Genomic DNA, 16,824 nt, shown 5'->3' with positions numbered 1-16,824 from the left:
GCGGGTACCGCCGCCCTCGCTGGCAGGATGGTCGGCGTGTCTGAGGCCCGCTGGACCGTGGTGATGCCGGTGAAGCGCCTTCCGGCGGCGAAGAGCCGTCTGCGGGGCGCGCTGCCCGGCGTACCCCATGAGGAGCTGGCGCTCGCCCTGGCGGCCGACACGCTGCGCGCGGTGCGGGCGTGCCCGGCGGTCGCCGGGGTGCTCGTGGTCACCGACGACCCGCGGGTGAGCGCGGCGGCCGGCGCGGCGGGCGCCCGCGTCGCCGGCGACCCCGGCGGCGGGCTGAACGCGGCGTTGCGGCACGGCGCGGCCGTCGCCGGGCCGTGCGCCGCCGTGGCCGGCCTGACCGCCGACCTGCCGGCGCTGCGACCGGCCGACTTGGCCGCCGCGCTGCGGGCCACCCAGGGGGTACGCGGGTTCGTGGCTGATGCCCCGGGCGGAGGCACCGTGCTGCTCGCCGCGCCGGCCGGGACGCCGCTGGCGCCGCGGTTCGGGCCCGGCTCGGCCGCGGCGCACGCGGCGAGCGGGGCGCTGCCGCTCGCCGGCGACTGGCCCAGCCTGCGCCGGGACGTGGACACCCCGGCAGACCTGGCCGACGCCGCCGGGCTGGGCGTGGGGCCGCGCACGGCCGCGTTGCTGGCCCGGGTCGCCGCGGCGGTGGAGTACGGTGCTGGCATGCAGGGGACGGTGGCGACCTACGACGCGTCGACCCGCAGCGGTGTGCTGCTGCTCGACGACGGCACCGAGCTGGCGTTCCCGGCCCGCGCGTTCGACGCCTCCGGGCTGCGACTGCTCCGGTTGGGGCAGCGTGTCCGGATCGAGCGGGACGCCGACGGCGAGGTGGTCCGGGTGACCTTGCCGACGATGGCGTGAACAACCTGGCCCGAGTTCATTTTCCGTTCACCCTTATCGGGGAATCATGAGGTGGTGAGCACCCCTCGCGAGCAACCCGACGGCCCGCCGCCGATCCTCGACCCCGGCACGCCCCGCAACGGCCGCCCCACCCGCGGCCCGGACGGGCGGTTCCGCCAGCCCCGGCCCCCGGAGGAGCGTCTCGGCGCCGATCCGGACGCGGCCGGCGCGGCCGGGCTGGACGAACCGCTCGACCCGGTGGAGGGCCCCGGCCCGGCCGACGAGACCGCAGCGGACGCCGCCCCGCCGGCCGTGCCGCCGCTGCCGGAGGACCGCTTCCTCAACCGGGAGCTGTCCTGGCTCGACTTCAACGCCCGGGTGCTGGCGCTCGCCGAGGACCCGCGCACCCCGCTGCTGGAACGGGCCAAGTTCCTGGCCATCTTCGCCAGCAACCTGGACGAGTTCTACATGGTCCGGGTCGCCGGGCTGAAGCGGCGGCTCTCCGCCGGCCTGCCGGTACGCGGCGGTGACCGGCTGCCGCTGCGCACCCAGCTCGACCTCGTCACCTCCAAGGCGGCCGGCCTGGTCGCCCGGCACGCCGCCTGCCTGGTCGACGACGTGCTGCCGAAGCTCGCCGCCGAGGACATCCGCATACTGCGCTGGAGCGACCTGGACGACGCCGAGCGGGAGCGGCTGCGCACCTGGTTCCGGGAGCACATCTTCCCGGTGCTCACCCCGCTGGCGGTCGACCCGGCGCACCCGTTCCCGTACATCTCCGGCCGGTCGTTGAACCTGGCCGTGTCGGTACGCGACCCGGACGGCGGCTCGGAGCTGTTCGCGCGGGTCAAGGTGCCGAACAACGTGCCCCGGTTCGTCCGGGTCCACCGCGACCAGCCGGGCGTGCGGTTCCTGCCGGTCGAGGACCTCATCTCGGTGCACCTCGGCCAGCTGTTCTCCGGCATGCAGGTGGTCGAGTGCCACCTGTTCCGGGTGACCCGCAACGCCGAGGTGGAGGTGGACGAGGACCGCGACGAGGACCTGCTCCAGGCGCTGGAACGGGAGCTGGCCCGGCGCCGGTTCGGCCCGCCGGTACGCCTGGAGGTCGCCGCCTCCATCTCCGACCACATGCTGGAGCTGCTGGTCCGCGAGCTGGACATGGACGGCCACGACGTGCTGCGGGTACGCGGGCTGCTCGACCTGTCCGCGCTCTGGCAGGTCTACGGCGAGGCCGACCGGCCCGACCTCAAGGACCCGTCGTTCGTGCCGGCCACCCATCCGCGCCTGGCCGAGGGTGAGGTGCCGCGCAGCGTCTTCGCCACGCTGCGCGACGGCGACGTGCTGGTGCACCACCCATACCACTCGTTCGCGACGAGCGTGCAGCGCTTCGTCGAGCAGGCGGCGGCCGACCCGAACGTGCTCGCCATCAAGCAGACGCTCTACCGCACCAGCGGCGACTCCCCGATCGTCGACGCGCTCGTCGACGCGGCCGCCGCCGGCAAGCAGGTGGTGGTGCTGGTCGAGCTGAAGGCGCGTTTCGACGAGGTGGCGAACATCGGCTGGGCGCGCACGCTGGAACGGGCCGGCTGTCACGTGGTGTACGGCCTGGTGGGGCTCAAGACGCACTGCAAGACCGCGCTGGTGGTACGCCAGGAGGGCAACCAGATCCGCCGCTACTGCCACATCGGCACCGGCAACTACCACCCGAAGACCGCCCGGCTCTACGAGGACTTCGGCATGCTCACCGCCGACCCGGAGATCGGCGCCGACCTGACCGACCTGTTCAACGTGCTCACCGGCTACAGCCGGCAGACCGCGTACCGGCGGCTGCTGGTGGCGCCGCAGGGCATCCGCAGCGGCCTGATCGAGCGCATCGACCGGGAGATCGAACACGTCCGGCTGGGCATGCCGGGGCTCGTGCAGTTCAAGGTGAACTCCCTGGTGGACGAGGAGATCACCGACGCGCTCTACCGGGCGTCGCGGGCGGGCGTGCACGTGGACCTGCTGATCCGCGGCATGTGCACGCTGCGGCCGGGCGTGCCGGGCCTGTCGGAGAACATCCGGGTCCGCTCGATTCTCGGCCGGTTCCTGGAACACTCGCGGATCTTCCGGTTCGGCAACAACGGCGACGCCGAGTTCTGGATGGGCTCGGCCGACCTGATGCACCGCAACCTGGACCGCCGGGTGGAGGCGCTGGTGCAGGTGAGCGACCCGGTGGCCCGGGCCGAACTGGACCACGTCCTCGCCGCCGCGTTCGATCCCGACGTGGACGCGTTCGAGCTGGCCGCCGACGGCACCTGGCACCGGCGTACCGCCGACGGCGACGTGCCGCTGACCCACCTCCAGGATCTGTTGCTGCGCCGGGTCGGCGGCCGGGCGGACTGACCGGGCGTGGCGCGTGGCGGGCGGGCATACGGTGAGCGGGTGAGCGACGACGAACCGGTGCGGATCCGGGCCGCGGGCGGCGTGGTGTGGCGCCCGGGTCCGGCCGGCGTCGAGGTCTGCCTGGTGCACCGTCCCCGGTACGGCGACTGGTCGCTGCCGAAGGGCAAGCTGGACCGCGGTGAGCACCCGCTCGTGGCAGCCGTCCGCGAGGTGGCCGAGGAGAGCGACGTACGCGCCGTGCCGCAGGTACGCCTGCCCACCGTCCGCTACCGCAGCGAAGGTCTCGCCAAGGCGGTCGACTACTGGTCCATGCGGGCGGCCGGCACCGGCGGTTTCCAGCCCGGCACCGAGGTCGACGACGTGGCCTGGTTCCCGGTCGACGACGCGGTACGCCGGGTCAGCTACCCGCACGACGCCGAGGTGATCGCCGCGTTCGCGGCGCTGCCGCCGGTCACCGCGACGGTGCTGCTGGTCCGGCACGCGCACGCCGGCAAGCGCGGCACCTGGACCGGCCCCGACCACGGCCGCCCGCTGGACGAGCAGGGGTGGGCGCAGGCACGCCTGCTGGTCCCGCTGGTGGCGCTGGTCCGCCCGGCCCGCCTGTTCTCCGCCTCGGCCCGGCGCTGCGTGCAGACGCTGGACCCGGCGGCGGCCCGGCTGGACCTGCCGATCGAGGTCTGCGGCGACTTCGACGAGCCGGTGCCGGGCCAGCAGGTCGAGGAGTGCGCGCTCGCCGCCGCGGCCCGGGTGACCGCGCTGGCGCAGGCCGTCGGGACGGTAGCGGTGTGCAGCCAGGGCAAGGTGATCCCGGGCGCGCTGGAACGGCTCACCCGCCGCGTGGACGAGGACTTCACCACCGCCAAGGGCGGCGGGTGGCTGCTGCCGTTCGCCGGTGACCGGTTGGTCCTTCCCGACCGGTTGTGAGGCCGGCCGCGGTCGTTGCGGCGGCCGCTCAGGGCAGCGTGACGGTGAGCGTCACCGGGAGATGGTCGCTGGCCTCGGTGCGCGGCGCGCGTACCTCGCCGGCGGTCAGGCCCGGCGACACGAAGACGTGGTCGATCTGGGTGCGCGGATCGTCGGCCGGGCTGGTCCGCAGCGGCCGGGCCGCAGCCAGCGCGTCCACCAGGCCCGCGCGGGTGAACTCGGCGAACGCCGGGTCGTCCGGTTCGGTGTTCAGGTCGCCGCCGAGCACCAGTGGACGGCCGTTCGCGTACCGGCCGGCGAACGCGGCCACCTCGCCCGCCTGCTCGACCGGATCCCGGCCGGGCGGCGGTTGCAGGTGCGTGGCCACCACCGCCAACTCCCGGCCGCCGACCTCGAGCGTGACGCCGAGGGCCTGCGCCCCGGTCGGCGCGCCGTGCGCGGTCAGCCGCCGGGTCTGCCCGGAGCGCATCGGGAAGCGGCTGAGCACCGCGTCACCCCAGACCGGGTCGGCGGCGGGCGCGAAGACGTACGGCATCCCGAGCCGCCCGGCCAGCAACGCCAGCGTGTCGTGGCCGCCGTTGAGCCACCAGCCCCGATCCACCTCGCTGAGCAGCACGACGTCCGCGTCGCGCAACTCGCGGGCCAGCGCGTCCAGGTCCAGCCGGCCGTCCAGGCCGAACCCCATCCGGATGTTGTACGCGGCCACGCGTACCGCCGCCGGTGCGGCCGTGGCCCGGGCCTGCGCGGGCGGTACGTGCAGCACGGCGGCGAGCCCGGCCAGCGCAGTCAGCCCGGCCAGGGCCGCGACCCGGACCGTGGTGGGCAGCACCGGGCCGGGTGAGGCCGCGCCGGGTGTGGCCACGCCGGCCGACGTCGGAGCGGATGCCGTCGGGGCGGGCCGGAGAGGCGCGGTAGCCGCCACCAGAGCCACCAGGACGGCCGTGGCGACCGGCGCCCAGCCGTTGGGGTACCCCAGGTCGTAGGCGGCGTAGTAGGCCACCGTGGCCACCGCGAACACCAGCATCCCGAGCGCCGCCGCCCGACCGCGCCGCGCCCCCGCCCGCCCGTCGTAGCCGTGCCCGGCCGCCTCGTCGCCGGCCCGGTCGTCGGCGGCACCTCGCTCGTCTGCGGCGCTTCGGTCGTCGGCGGCGCCTCGCTCGTCGGCAGCCGCGGGCCCCTCGTCGGTGGTGTCGGTGAGGGCCAGGCAGCCGCCGAGACCGGCGGCGGTGAGCAGGTACGCCGGGACGAGCAGCCCGGTCACGAACAGCACCGACCCGGCGAGCAGCGCCAGCGGCCACAGCACCCGCGCCACGCGCGCCGGTGCCCGGAACAACGTCGCCGCGAGGAACAGCAGCACCGCGAGCGCGCCCGGCAGGGCACCGTTGCCGGGGCGGACGAGGCCGGGGAAATCAGGGGATCCGGTGCCGGCGGCGGCGCTCCAGAGCGCCGGGGCGAGCGCCACCTGCCCGGCCAGCAGCAGCGCCGGCCCGCACAGCAACCAGGCTCTACGGCCCGGGGTCGGCACGCGCCGACCGGCGTCGCCGTCCGCCACATCCGTCGCCGGGGCGGCCGTCCGCGCCGCATCGCCGCGTACCGGAGCGGCGGCCCGCTCCCGCCGTACCGCCACCGAGGCAGCCAGGAACGCCAGCACCAGCAGGGCGCTCAGGCTCCAGGCGAGCACACCGCCGCGCCACACCAGGTCCTCGGTGCCGAGCAGGGCGTGCCCGACCGCGTTCCCGGCCAGCCCGAGCGCCAGCCCGGCGACCGGGCGGGGCACCGACGCGGCGATCGCGGCGAGCCAGACCAGGCCGGCGAGCAGTCCGGCGCAGGCCAGCCAGAGCTGGGCCGGGCCGCCCGGTTGCGCGGTGAGCGCCAGCCGGCCCACCGCCAGCACACCCGCCGCGGCGAGTCCGACAGGGGCGGCGCCGATGCGGCGTACGAGCGTGGGCGCGGCGAGCGCGAGCAGGAACCAGCCCAGCGCGAACGCGCCGAGCAGCTCGGCGGGCGTCTCGGCGGCCCGGCCGAACAGGGTGATGACCGACGGGAGCCAGACCCGGAGCACGTCCAGCAGGACCGCGATACCGAGCGCGAGCGTGAGGGTGGAGAGGTGACGGTGCCGCACGGGGCGCCTCTTCTCGTGACCGACGGGGGTTTTCGGCACGGCGATTCTGCGGGGCGCGACGGCGGGCGGTCAACGGCGTACCCATGCGAAAGGGCGCCCACCGCGAACGGTGGGCGCCCTTTCGTGGGCCGTCCGGTCAGCGCCGGGTGGCGGCCTTCTTGGCCGGTGCCTTCTTCGCGGGCGCCTTCTTGGCCGCCGTGGTCTTCTTGGCCGTGGCGGACTTCGCCGCGGTCGTCTTCTTGGCGGTGGTGGTCTTCTTCGCCGCGGTGGACTTCGCCGCGGTCGTCTTCTTCGCCGCCGTGGTCTTGGTCGCGGCGGCCTTCTTCGCCGGCGCGGCCTTCTTGGTAGCGGTGGTCTTGGTGGCCTTGGTGGCCTTCGCCGCCGTGGTCTTCTTGGCGGCAGCGGTGGTCCGGCCGCCGGTGGCCTTGGCGGCACCGGTGGTCTTCTTCGCGGCGGCGGTGTCCTTGGGCACCTTGCCGCTGGCCACCATCTCCTTGAAGCCCGCGCCCGCCCGGAACGTCGGGACGGAGGTCTTCTTGACCTTCACCGCCTCGCCGGTCCGCGGATTGCGCGCTGTTCGGGCTCCCCGGACGCGCTTCTCGAACGCTCCGAAACCGGTGATCGCCACCTTCTCGCCCTTGGTGACCGCCGCCTGGACCTCAGCGAGAACCGCGTCGAGCGCGGCCGTCGCCGTCTTCCGGTCCCCCAGGCGAACGGCGAGCGCCTCGATGAGCTCGGCCTTGTTCACGACTTCCTCCCGATTGTGCAACTGACTCGACGCGAGCCATTCTGCGCGCACGGTATGCCCTGTGCTGCCTGGACACAAACATTCGGTGGAAAAAAGCCCTTGTGTCGCAACGGATTCGCCCCCACCGGATGCACCGGTGGGGGCGAATAGCGCTTGAGGTCAGGCGATCGAGGGCAGGAACGCCGGCCGGGACGCCTCGTACGCGCTGATCTCGGACTCGTGCCGGAGGGTGAGTCCAATGTCGTCCAAGCCCTCCATCAGCCGCCAACGGCTGTGGTCGTCCAGCGGGAACGCCCAGGTGGCGTCACCGGCGTGGACCTGGCGGGCGGCGAGGTCGACAGTGATCGGCGTGGTCGGCTCGGATTCCACGAGATCCCACAGTTCTTCCACGGCTTTCAATTCCAGCTCGACCGGAAGGAGGCCTTCCTTGAGCGCGTTGCCGCGGAAGATGTCGCCGAAGCGAGGCGAGATGACGGCCCGGAAGCCCCAGTCCCGCAGCGCCCAGACGGCGTGCTCCCGGGAGGATCCGGTGCCGAACTCGGGGCCGGCGATCAGAATCGACGCACCTGAATGGACGGGATCGTTGAGGACGAATGACGGGTCCTCCCGCCACGCGTTGAACAGACCGTCGGCGAATCCGGTCCGGGTCACCCGCTTGAGGTACACGGCGGGGATGATCTGGTCGGTGTCCACGTTGGATCGGCGCAGCGGCACGGCCGTGCCGGTGTGGGTGGTGAACTTGTCCATCTCGGCTGCCCTTCTCACAGGTCGGCGGGGGCGGCCAGCCGGCCGACCACGGCGGTGGCGGCGGCGACCGGCGGGGACACCAGGTGGGTACGCCCGCCCCGGCCCTGGCGGCCCTCGAAGTTGCGGTTGGAGGTCGAGGCGGAGCGCTCGCCCGGCTTCAGCGTGTCCGGGTTCATGCCCAGGCACATGGAGCAGCCGGCGAAGCGCCACTCGGCGCCGGCGTCGGTGAAGACCTTGTCCAGCCCCTCGATCTCGGCCGCCTCGCGGACCGCGGCGGAGCCGGGGACCACGAGCATGCGTACGCCGTCGGCGACCCGGCGCCCGCGCAGCACCTCGGCGGCGGCCCGCAGGTCCTCCAGGCGGCCGTTGGTGCAGGAGCCGACGAACACCACGTCCACGGCGAGGTCACGCATCGGGGTGCCCGGGGTGAGGTCCATGTACTCCAGCGCGCGGCGCGCGGCGACCCGCTCCGGCTCGGTGACGAAGTCCTCCGGGTCCGGCACGGTGGCGCCCAGCGGCACGCCCTGCCCGGGGTTGGTGCCCCAGGTGACGAACGGCGTGATCCGGCTCGCGTCGAGCGTGACCTCGGTGTCGAAGGTCGCGCCGTCGTCAGTGGGCAGCGTCCGCCAGTACTCCAGCGCCGCGTCCCAGTCGTCGCCCTGGGGCGCGTTGGGCCGGCCCTTCAGGTACGCGAACGTGGTCTCGTCCGGCGCGATCATGCCGGCCTTGGCGCCCCACTCGATGGACATGTTCGCGATCGTCATCCGCCCCTCCATCGAGAGGTCGCGGATCGCCTCGCCCCGGTACTCGACGATGTGCCCGCGCCCGCCGCCGGTGCCGACCTGCGCGATCAGCGCGAGCACCAGGTCCTTGGCGGTGACGCCGGGCGCCAGCTCGCCGACCACGTTCACGGCCATGGTCTTCGGGCGGGCCTGCGGCAGCGTCTGCGTGGCCAGCACGTGTTCGACCTCACTGGTGCCGATGCCGAACGCCAGCGCGCCGAACGCGCCGTGGGTGGCGGTGTGCGAATCGCCGCACACGATCGTCATGCCGGGCTGGGTGAGGCCGAGCTGCGGGCCGATGACGTGCACGATGCCCTGGTTCTCGTCGCCCAGCGGGTGCAGGCGGACGCCGAACTCGGCGCAGTTGCGGCGCAGCGTCTCGATCTGGGTGCGGGAGGTGGGGTCCGCGATCGTGAGCAGGTCGCCGCGCCGGAGGCGGAACGCCGGGTCGTCGTACCCGGTCGGGGTGTTGTGGTCCTCCGTCGCGATCGTCAGGTCGGTACGGCGGACCCCGCGCCCGGCCAGACGCAGCCCGTCGAACGCCTGCGGGCTGGTCACCTCGTGCAGCAGGTGCAGGTCGATGAAGAGCAGGTCCGGCTCGCCGGCGGCGGAGCGGACCACGTGTGCGTCCCAGACCTTCTCGGCCAGGGTCCTCGGTTGAGTGACTCCCACCATCTGGACATCCTAAATTCTGGGAGGTAAATTTCGGCTTGTGGGACACAGTATGAGCGGTGTCGGCGTTCTCGACAAGGCGGTGGTCATCCTGGCCGCCTGTGTCGACGGCGCCAGCCTGGCCGAACTCGTTGAACGCACCAAGCTGCCCCGGGCCACCGCGCACCGGCTGGCACAGGCGCTGGAGATCCACCGGATGCTCGTCCGGGACACCCAGGGGCGCTGGCGCCCGGGTCCACGCCTGGGCGAGCTGGCGAACGCGGCCCCGGACGTGCTCCTGACCGCCGCCGAGCCGCTGCTCGCCGCGCTACGGGACGCCACCGGCGAAAGCGCCCAGCTCTACCTGCGCCGCGCCGACGAGCGGATCTGTGTGGCCGCCGCCGAGCGCGCCAGCGGCCTACGGGACACCGTCCCGGTCGGCTCGGTGCTGCCGATGACCGCCGGCTCGGCGGCGCAGATCCTGCTCGCCTGGGAGCCCCCGGAGGCGGTCATGCCGCTGCTCCCCCGCTCCAAGTTCACCGGCCGCACGCTGGCCGAGGTGCGGCGGCGCGGGTGGGCGCAGAGTGTCGCCGAGCGGGAGGCGGGTGTGGCGAGCGTCTCGGCGCCGATCCGGGACCGCACCGGCCGGGTGATCGCCGCGATCAGCATCTCCGGCCCGATCGAGCGCCTCGGCCGCCGCCCCGGCGAACGCCACGCCATGGCCGTGGTCCGAGCCGGCCAGCGCCTCTCCGGCCTCTGACCCACCGCAGCGAGATCTTGGTACGAAACGGCCCTTCCAGGGGCCGCTCCGTACCAAGATCTCCCCGCGCGGCCAGTGGCGGCCACCCCTCCCCCTCGCGCCGGGGCCGGGGTGAGGCGGGCTCAGCCGAGGAGGGCGGGTATGGCGAACGACCCGCCTCGCTTGGCGAGACGGGCCGTTCGTGGGTGTAGCCCCGACCGGATTCGAACCGGCGCTACCGCCTTGAGAGGGCGGCGTCCTGGGCCGCTAGACGACGGGGCCAGGCACTTTTCGTGCTTCACCACCCTGCCGGGCGGTGTGGCAGTAGTCTAGCGGCATCCCGCGCGGCACCACCGCCGGGGGTCACCCCCTGCGCGCGTGGGCCGGACAGCAGAAAGCCCGCCCCGGAAGAACGGGACGGGCTGTCGGTGCTGTAGCCCCGACCGGATTCGAACCGGCGCTACCGCCTTGAGAGGGCGGCGTCCTGGGCCGCTAGACGACGGGGCCAGAACCTTCATTGCACTCCGTCAGCGTGAGCTGCCGGAATCCAGCGTCCGAGAGTTCTCGCGAACCCTCGGTTGCGCTGGGGTACCAGGACTCGAACCTAGACTAACTGAACCAGAATCAGTCGGGCTGCCAATTACCCCATACCCCATTGGCCCCTTGCGGCGCCGGGAATGAACTTTACCCTCCCGGTGCCGACAGGCCAAATCCAACCCCTCGAAACCCACCTGACCAGCGGAAACGAGGCATCGGAGCGGATCAGGCGACAGGGACCACCGGGTTGCTCAGCTCCCCGATCCCCTGGATCCGCACGGTGACCGTATCCCCCTCGGTGAGCGGGCTAACCCCCGCCGGCGTGCCGGTCAGGACCACGTCGCCGGGCAGCAGCGTCATCACGTGCGAGATGTACGACACCAGGCCCGGTACGTCGAACACCATGTCCTTGGTCCGGCCGAGCTGGCGTACCTCCATCTCCTCCGGGTTGCGGCCCACCTCACACCGGATCTCCAGGTCGCTGACGTCGAGCCCGGTGGTGATCCACGGCCCGATCGGGCAGAACGAGTCGAAGCCCTTGGCGCGGGTCCACTGCCCGTCGGAGCGCTGGAGGTCCCGCGCGGTGACGTCGTTGGCGCAGGTGTAGCCGAAGATGGCCCGTTCGGCGGCGGCCCGGTCGGCGCGGCGGGCACCGGGGGCGCCGATCACCACGGCGAGTTCCGCCTCGTGCTCGACCTGCTTGGAGAAGATCGGCAGCCGGATGGCGTCGCGGGGGCCGATCACCGAGGTGGACGGCTTGAGGAACAGCAGCGGCTCCTTCGGCACCTCGCTGCCGTGCTCGGCGGCGTGTTCGGCGTAGTTACGGCCGACACACACCACCTTGCTGGGCAGGATCGGCGACAGCAGCCGGACGTCGGAGAGCGCCCAGCGGGCGCCGGAGAACTGGATCTGCCCGAACGGGTGGCCTTCGATCTCGGCGATGGTCAGGCCCTGCGGCCCGGCCTCCGGCTCGCCCTCGACGACCCCGAACGACATTCCCTTGGCATGAGCGAAACGAGCGATACGCACCCGGCCAATCTATCCCCGCCCGCGGACCGCCCGGCGGACACCGGCAGGCGGCACACCCCGGCCGTCGCGCGCCACACCCTCACCGGTCGCTGGCGGCACCGGATCGGCAAGGGCCGGACAGGGTACGCGCGACCGCGCCGGACGGGGCGGGAATGGCGGCTTCGTACCCGCCCGGCGGTCCCCGGCCCATAGCTTCGGGTCCGGAGGTTCGTTGGTATGCCTGCATCGAGACGACACCACAGGGCCCTGGCAGTGTTCGTGAACTGCCTCGGCGTCATCGCCGCCGTACCGGCGCTGCCCCCGGCGACGCCGGGCGCGGCCGCCGCACCCGCCCATCCGGCTCCACCACCGGCGGTCATCCCCGGTGCCGCGGCCACCCCGATCCCGACCGGCGTTCCGGCGGTGCCCCCGGCGGTGCCGACCACCGGCCCGGCCCCGGTCCGGCCGTCGATGCCCCCGGTGAGCGTGGCGGTGGGCGCGGCGGGCACTCCGGCGCCGGGATACCGGATCGAGGTCCGCAACGCCGGCTCGGCACCCGTCGACACGATGGTCCGGCAGGAGCTGCCGAACGGGTCGCGGGCCACCACGGTGACCGGCGGCGGCCGGGCCAGCCGTCCCGCCGGGATGAGCGCCGGTGAGGTGACCTGGCGGCTGCGGCTGCCGGCGAAGAGCACCACCACGCTGCACACCGCGCTGTCGGTCCCCGGTCCGGGCCGCTCGGTGACCGCTCCCACCTGCGTGTACGGCTCGGACGGCACGCGCCCGTTCGACTGCGCCACGGCGACCTGGGTGGGCGCCGCGACGGCCCCGGCGGCGCAGGTCACCGCCGCCCCGGCCTGGCGGCGGCCGCCGGTGCTGCTCGCCGCGTTCACCGCGCTGCTGGTGGTCACCGCCGGCGTGGTGTGGTGGGCGGTGTGGCGCCGCCGCCGGCGCACCGCGGCGGGAAGCACCGCACCCGGCGGCATGGCCCGCGGCGGGACGGGCGCCAGCGGAGGCGGCGCGCCGCCCACCGGTACGCCCGCGGGCGGCACCGTGCACACCGGCACCCCCGGCAGCGGTGTGCCCGGCGGAGGCATGCCGGGCGGAGCCGGACCGGGCCACGGCACGCCGAGCCAAGGCGGGCCGGTCCCAGGCACGACCGGTGGGCCGCCCGAGCGCGGCACGGTCTATCCGCGTACGGCGGTGCCGTCGCCCGCGAGCCGCCGGCGCCGGCCGCCGGTCTGGCTCGTGGTCGGCGTGGCGGCGGCCGTGCTCGCCGGTGTGGTCGGCGCGGCGGCCTGGTCGGCCACGCAGCGGGTGGCCGCGATGGACACCACCAAGCAGCCGACGAGCGGCGCGTGGGTGGGCAGCAGCGTCACCGGCGCGCTGGGCCAGCCGCTGCGCGAGACCGCGTTCGAGTTCACCGTCTACCGGGTGAGCTGCGGCGCCGACGTCCTGCCGCCGGCTCCGGGTGGCGGGCGCCCGTGCCTGGCCACGGTCGGGGTGCGCAACCTCACCAACGAGGACCAGACCTGGCACGGGCAGTTGCAGCGGGCGTACCTGCCCAGCGGCAACTGGGTCGCCGCCGACGAGGACGCGACCCGGGTGGCGAACCTGGGCCGGGACGTCTTCTCGCAGCCGGTGGCCGCCGGTCGGCGGGTGCTGCTGCCGCTGGTGTTCACCATGCGCGGCGACGAGCCGCCGAAACGGCTGGAGCTGCGCAGCGGCGTCTTCTCCGCGGGCGTGCGGGTGGACGTGGCGTGATCCGGGCACGGGCGGCGGTCGTACCCTGGGGTGTGTGACCGCCGCCCTCGCCCCCGCGCTCGACCTGGCCGACTGGCAGGCGCGCCGGCACGCCCACGAGGCGCGAGTGGACGCCTGGCTGACGCCACACCTGGAACGCCGCCGCACCGGGGTGAAGCACCCGGTGGAGGACTTCCTGTTCACCTACTACTCGCACCGCCCGGCGCAGTTGCGCCGCTGGCACCCGGGTGCGGGCGTGGTGCTGCGCGACGCCGACCCGGCCGGTTTCGGCCCGGACTACACGGCGGGCGCCGCCGGGCTCACCCTCGACACCGATCGGGTACGCGCGCGGCGCGCCGAGTCGATCGCCTGGATCCGTACGCTGCTCGCCGCGACCGCCGGACGCCCGGCGCAGTTCGGGTGCTTCGGCATGCACGAGTGGGCGATGGTCTACCGGCAGACCCAGGAGCAGGTACGGCACAACGCCTGGCCGCTGCGGCTGAGCCCGGCGGCGACGGCGGCGGTGGTCGAGGAGCGCGGCGTGCGGTGCAGCCACTTCGACGCGTTCCGGTTCTTCACCGCGCCGGCCCGGCCGCTGAACGTGCTCCAGCCGACCCGGGAGGGCCAGCACGCGCTGGAGCAGCCGGGCTGTCTGCACGCCAACATGGATCTCTACAAGTGGGCGTACAAGCTGTCGCCGCTGGTGCCGTCGGAGCTGGTGGCGGACTGCTTCGCGCTGGCCCGGGAGATCCGGGCGCTGGACATGCGGGCCAGCCCGTACGACCTGGCCGACCTGGGTTACCCGCCGGTGCGGGTGGAGACGCCGGAGGGCCGGGCCGAGTACGCCACCGCCCAGCGCGGGTTCGCCGAGCGGGCCGCCGGGTTGCGGGCCCGGCTGCTGGCCGCGCTGGACCGGGCCGTGCCGGCCGACCACCGCTGAGCGCGGGGCCGGCCGGCGCGGGGATCAGTTCGCGGCGCAGGTCACCGCCGGTGCCGGGCTCGGGACGGCACCGTCGGCCAGGAACCCGAACGTGGTCTGGGCGGCCGGGGCCAGGGTGCCGTTCCAGCTCGCGTTCCGGGCGGTCACAGTGGTTCCGCTCTGCGTCACGTCGGCGCTCCACGCCTGGCTGATCCGCTGGCCCGCGGTGAGCGGGAAGCGCACGGTCCAGCCGGCGATCGGCGCGGCGCCGTCGTTGCGGACGGTCACCTCCCCCTGGAAGCCGCCCGGCCACTGACCGGCGATCCGCCAGGTGGCGGTGCAGCCGCCGGGCGCCGACGTCGGGCCGGCGGTGGGCGACGGACTGCTTGTCGGTGACAGGCTGGTCGTCGGTGACGGGCTGACGGTGGGCGACGAGGTGGGGCCGCCGGTCGGGGACGTGGTCGGGCCGGGCGTGGTGCGGCTCAGCGCGGCGACCAGCGCCGGGTACCACCTGTCGGACATCTTCTGGTCGCCGGCGGCGTTCGGGTGCACGCCGTCGTACGTGTCGGTGGCGGTGCTGAACCCGGTCCACTGGTCGACCACCACGATCGGGGACGCGGCGGTGGTCTTCCCGGCCGCCCAGCCGTCGATGAGCGCGTTGAGCGCCACCGTCCGCTGGCCGCACTCGGGGCAGCTCGCCGGGTTCATCGGGATGATCTTCGCGACCAGCACTGTGGTGGCCGGGTTTGCGGCCCGCATCTGGTCCACCAGCTTCGAGTACGCGGCCAGGATCGTGGCGGGCGCGATGTTGCTCCACACGTCGTTGGTGCCGAAGTGCATGAGCACGACGTCCGGGCGGGTGGCCGCAAGCCAGCCGGGCAGCAGGTTCTGGTTCGCCACGTTCGTCGCGAGGTAGCCGCCGTGGCCCTCGTTGTCGCCGTCGTACGGCACGCCGCAGCCCTGCGGCCCGAGCGTGCCGACGAAGTCGACGTCGGTGTGGCCGGTGGACTGGAGGCGGTTCCAGAGCAGTGCCCGCCAGCAGCCGGGCGACCCGGTGATGGAGTCGCCCAGCGGCATGACGCGGACCGGGGTGGCCGCCGCGGCGGCCGGGGGCGTGGTGGCGGTGAGGGCGAGGCCGAGGGCGAGGACCGGTAGCAGCGCGGCGAGCGCGGTCAGCGCGGCGCGCAGGGGGTTTCGGGGCATGCGGAAGGGACTCCTGTCACTGTGACGTGGTGGTCGGTGACGGCCCTGAAGCTCCCGTACGCATTGAAGCGCTTCGACGCCTCCGGCTCAACCCCCCGGGTGCCCCCGGTGCCGGTTCCACTCCGGAGCGAGGATCGACATGACGGTGGCGTCCACCCAGTCGTCGCCGTCGCGCAGCACCTGCCGCAGCGTCCCCTCGGCGACGAAGCCCACCTTCTCGTAGGCGCGCCGGGCACGCGGGTTGAACGCGAACACCTCCAGGCCGATGCGGCGCAGGCCGAGCTGCTCGAAGCCGTACCCGACGATGAGCCGGACCGCCTCGGTGCCGAGGCCGCGGTCGCGGCCGCCGGGGCCGATCAGGGTGCGGAAGTTGCAGCTCGCGTTGGTCCGGTCCCACTCGTTGAGGACCACCTCGCCGACGCAGGTGCCGCTCGCCCGGTCCACCACCGCGAGGTCGAGCCGGTCGTCCTGGCTGTTGCGGGTGCCGTACCAGGCGCGCAGGCGGGACGGCTCGAACGTCTCGCCGGCCGGGCTGCCGGTCAGCCGGACCACCTCCGGGTCGGCCAGGATCTCGGCGAGCGCCGGCAGGTCGTCGTCGTGGAACGGGCGCAGCACCACTCGCTCGCCGGTGAGCGTGGGCTTGACGGAGAAGTCGATCACGTGGCGGAATTCTCCGGTCGGCGCGCCGGGCGGCTCAACCGTTTTTCGGTCAGTCGCCGTCCACCCGGCGGTCGCGTTTGCGCTGGGACTGGCGCTTCTTCTCGGCCAGGCGGCGTTCCTTGGCGCCACGCGAGGGGCGGGTCGGCCGGCGCGGCTTCGGCGGCGGGGCGACGGCCTCGCGCAGCAGCGCGGCCATCCGCTCGCGGGCCGCCTCGCGGTTGGCCAGCTGGGCGCGGTGCTCGCTGGCGGTGACCGTGAGTACGCCGCCGACCAGGCGGCCGGCGAGCCGGGCCAGCGCCCGTTCCCGCAGCGTCTCCGGCACGCTCGGCGAGCCGGCCAGGTCGAAGCTCAGCTCCACCCGGGAGTCGGTGGTGTTGACTCCCTGCCCACCGGGGCCGGACGAGCGGGAGAACCGTTCCCGCAGCTCGACGGCGGGCACCGTGAGCCGATCGGTGACCCGCAGTCCGTCGTCCACTCCCCGAGGCTAGCGCCCGGCGCGGTGACTCGGGGTGGGGGTGGCGCTCGGCGTGGGACCGGCCCGTTCCTCGCCGCCGCCGGACGCCGCGTACGCGGCCGCGCCGACGAGCAGCAGGGCGATCACCGCGAGCTTGACGACCACGCCCCGGATCGCGAGCCAGGCGTTGCGCCGGGCGCCGGGGACGCTGGTCCGGATGGTCTGGTAATCCGTCCAGCCACGTTTCGCACGCGCGTAGGACGCGCCGACACCGGCGCCGATGATCAGGCCCACCACGAGGAGGGCCGCAATGACAGCTTGCTCCACCTCCGCCAGTATCCATACTCAGCGTA

The 16,824-nt window shown here is 74.2% G+C and carries 14 protein-coding genes, 3 tRNA genes and 1 pseudogene; 6 read left to right on the top strand and 12 right to left on the bottom strand.

The genetic code is table 11. The annotated features are described in order from the left end of the window. Positions 1–27 precede the first annotated feature (27 nt). The 3 genes and pseudogenes from cofC to CLT75_RS31530 form a co-directional block, all read left to right on the top strand. Positions 28–651: pseudogene (gene cofC, locus CLT75_RS31540) on the top strand (2-phospho-L-lactate guanylyltransferase); the annotation flags it as partial. A 276-nt stretch (positions 652–927) separates the two neighbouring features. After that, positions 928–3,234 (top strand): RNA degradosome polyphosphate kinase, encoded by a 2,307-nt coding sequence (locus CLT75_RS31535; RefSeq protein WP_434089647.1) that lies wholly within the window; start codon positions 928–930, stop codon positions 3,232–3,234. Positions 3,235–3,240: 6 nt separating this feature from the next. Continuing rightward, positions 3,241–4,158 carry an NUDIX hydrolase gene (locus tag CLT75_RS31530; protein WP_135243716.1) on the top strand — a complete coding sequence of 306 codons (918 nt, stop codon included), beginning with the start codon at positions 3,241–3,243 and terminating at the stop codon, positions 4,156–4,158. 28 nt (positions 4,159–4,186) lie between these two features. Here the strand turns inward: CLT75_RS31530 and CLT75_RS31525 are convergent, their stop codons facing one another. From CLT75_RS31525 to leuC, 4 genes are all read right to left on the bottom strand, one after another. After that, the gene (locus tag CLT75_RS31525) at positions 4,187–6,280 is read right to left on the bottom strand and encodes an endonuclease/exonuclease/phosphatase family protein (protein WP_135243715.1); all 2,094 of its coding nucleotides are present in this window, start codon (positions 6,278–6,280) and stop codon (positions 4,187–4,189) included. Positions 6,281–6,416: 136 nt separating this feature from the next. After that, on the bottom strand, positions 6,417–7,028 hold the full coding sequence (locus tag CLT75_RS31520; protein ID WP_135243714.1) for an HU family DNA-binding protein: 612 nt from the start codon (positions 7,026–7,028) through the stop codon (positions 6,417–6,419). 159 nt (positions 7,029–7,187) lie between these two features. Further along, a complete protein-coding gene (gene leuD / locus CLT75_RS31515; RefSeq protein WP_135243713.1) occupies positions 7,188–7,775 on the bottom strand; it encodes a 3-isopropylmalate dehydratase small subunit in 588 nt (195 codons plus the stop codon). A gap of 14 nt (positions 7,776–7,789) precedes the next feature. Continuing rightward, entirely contained in the window at positions 7,790–9,232 is a 1,443-nt protein-coding gene (gene leuC, locus CLT75_RS31510) for a 3-isopropylmalate dehydratase large subunit (RefSeq protein WP_135243712.1), read from the bottom strand. Between the two features lie 49 nt (positions 9,233–9,281). Here leuC and CLT75_RS31505 point away from each other — a divergent pair, with 49 nt between their 5' ends. Continuing rightward, positions 9,282–9,968 (top strand): IclR family transcriptional regulator, encoded by a 687-nt coding sequence (locus CLT75_RS31505; RefSeq protein WP_013284529.1) that lies wholly within the window; start codon positions 9,282–9,284, stop codon positions 9,966–9,968. 188 nt (positions 9,969–10,156) lie between these two features. Here CLT75_RS31505 and CLT75_RS31500 read toward each other — a convergent pair. The 4 genes from CLT75_RS31500 to CLT75_RS31485 all read right to left on the bottom strand — a co-directional run bounded on the left by CLT75_RS31500 (position 10,157) and on the right by CLT75_RS31485 (position 11,513). Next, positions 10,157–10,229: transfer RNA gene (locus tag CLT75_RS31500), tRNA-Glu, on the bottom strand. A 152-nt stretch (positions 10,230–10,381) separates the two neighbouring features. Continuing rightward, positions 10,382–10,454: transfer RNA gene (locus tag CLT75_RS31495), tRNA-Glu, on the bottom strand. A gap of 76 nt (positions 10,455–10,530) precedes the next feature. Then, a tRNA-Gln gene (locus CLT75_RS31490) sits at positions 10,531–10,602 on the bottom strand. Positions 10,603–10,709: 107 nt separating this feature from the next. After that, entirely contained in the window at positions 10,710–11,513 is an 804-nt protein-coding gene (locus CLT75_RS31485) for a fumarylacetoacetate hydrolase family protein (RefSeq protein WP_013284528.1), read from the bottom strand. A 216-nt stretch (positions 11,514–11,729) separates the two neighbouring features. Here CLT75_RS31485 and CLT75_RS31480 point away from each other — a divergent pair, with 216 nt between their 5' ends. Then, positions 11,730–13,256, top strand: coding sequence for a hypothetical protein (locus CLT75_RS31480; RefSeq protein WP_135243711.1), 1,527 nt, complete (start codon positions 11,730–11,732; stop codon positions 13,254–13,256). A gap of 34 nt (positions 13,257–13,290) precedes the next feature. Then, on the top strand, positions 13,291–14,175 hold the full coding sequence (locus CLT75_RS31475) for a 3-methyladenine DNA glycosylase (protein ID WP_135243710.1): 885 nt from the start codon (positions 13,291–13,293) through the stop codon (positions 14,173–14,175). Between the two features lie 24 nt (positions 14,176–14,199). Here CLT75_RS31475 and CLT75_RS31470 read toward each other — a convergent pair whose 3' ends face one another. From CLT75_RS31470 to CLT75_RS31455, 4 genes are all read right to left on the bottom strand, one after another. Continuing rightward, complete coding sequence (locus CLT75_RS31470) at positions 14,200–15,357, bottom strand: cellulose binding domain-containing protein (protein ID WP_135243709.1); 1,158 nt, start codon at positions 15,355–15,357, stop codon at positions 14,200–14,202. A gap of 87 nt (positions 15,358–15,444) precedes the next feature. Next, complete coding sequence (locus tag CLT75_RS31465) at positions 15,445–16,017, bottom strand: GNAT family N-acetyltransferase (protein WP_135243708.1); 573 nt, start codon at positions 16,015–16,017, stop codon at positions 15,445–15,447. Between the two features lie 49 nt (positions 16,018–16,066). Beyond that, a complete protein-coding gene (gene arfB / locus CLT75_RS31460) occupies positions 16,067–16,492 on the bottom strand; it encodes an alternative ribosome rescue aminoacyl-tRNA hydrolase ArfB (protein ID WP_135243707.1) in 426 nt (141 codons plus the stop codon). A gap of 9 nt (positions 16,493–16,501) precedes the next feature. Then, the gene (locus CLT75_RS31455) at positions 16,502–16,798 is read right to left on the bottom strand and encodes a hypothetical protein (RefSeq protein ID WP_013284522.1); all 297 of its coding nucleotides are present in this window, start codon (positions 16,796–16,798) and stop codon (positions 16,502–16,504) included. Between the last annotated feature and the right edge of the window lie 26 nt (positions 16,799–16,824).

Source organism: Micromonospora sp. CNZ285 (assembly GCF_004637285.1).
This window is presented reverse-complemented; position numbering and strand designations above follow the sequence as displayed.

Excerpts from the sequence above, each read along its gene's own strand:
- leuC (WP_135243712.1), bottom strand. The coding sequence starts at position 9,232 with ATGGTGGGAGTCACTCAACCGAGGACCCTGGCCGAGAAGGTCTGGGAC.
- leuD (WP_135243713.1), bottom strand. The coding sequence starts at position 7,775 with ATGGACAAGTTCACCACCCACACCGGCACGGCCGTGCCGCTGCGCCGA.
- CLT75_RS31470 (WP_135243709.1), bottom strand. The coding sequence starts at position 15,357 with ATGCCCCGAAACCCCCTGCGCGCCGCGCTGACCGCGCTCGCCGCGCTG.
- CLT75_RS31505 (WP_013284529.1), top strand. The coding sequence starts at position 9,282 with ATGAGCGGTGTCGGCGTTCTCGACAAGGCGGTGGTCATCCTGGCCGCC.
- CLT75_RS31480 (WP_135243711.1), top strand. The coding sequence starts at position 11,730 with ATGCCTGCATCGAGACGACACCACAGGGCCCTGGCAGTGTTCGTGAAC.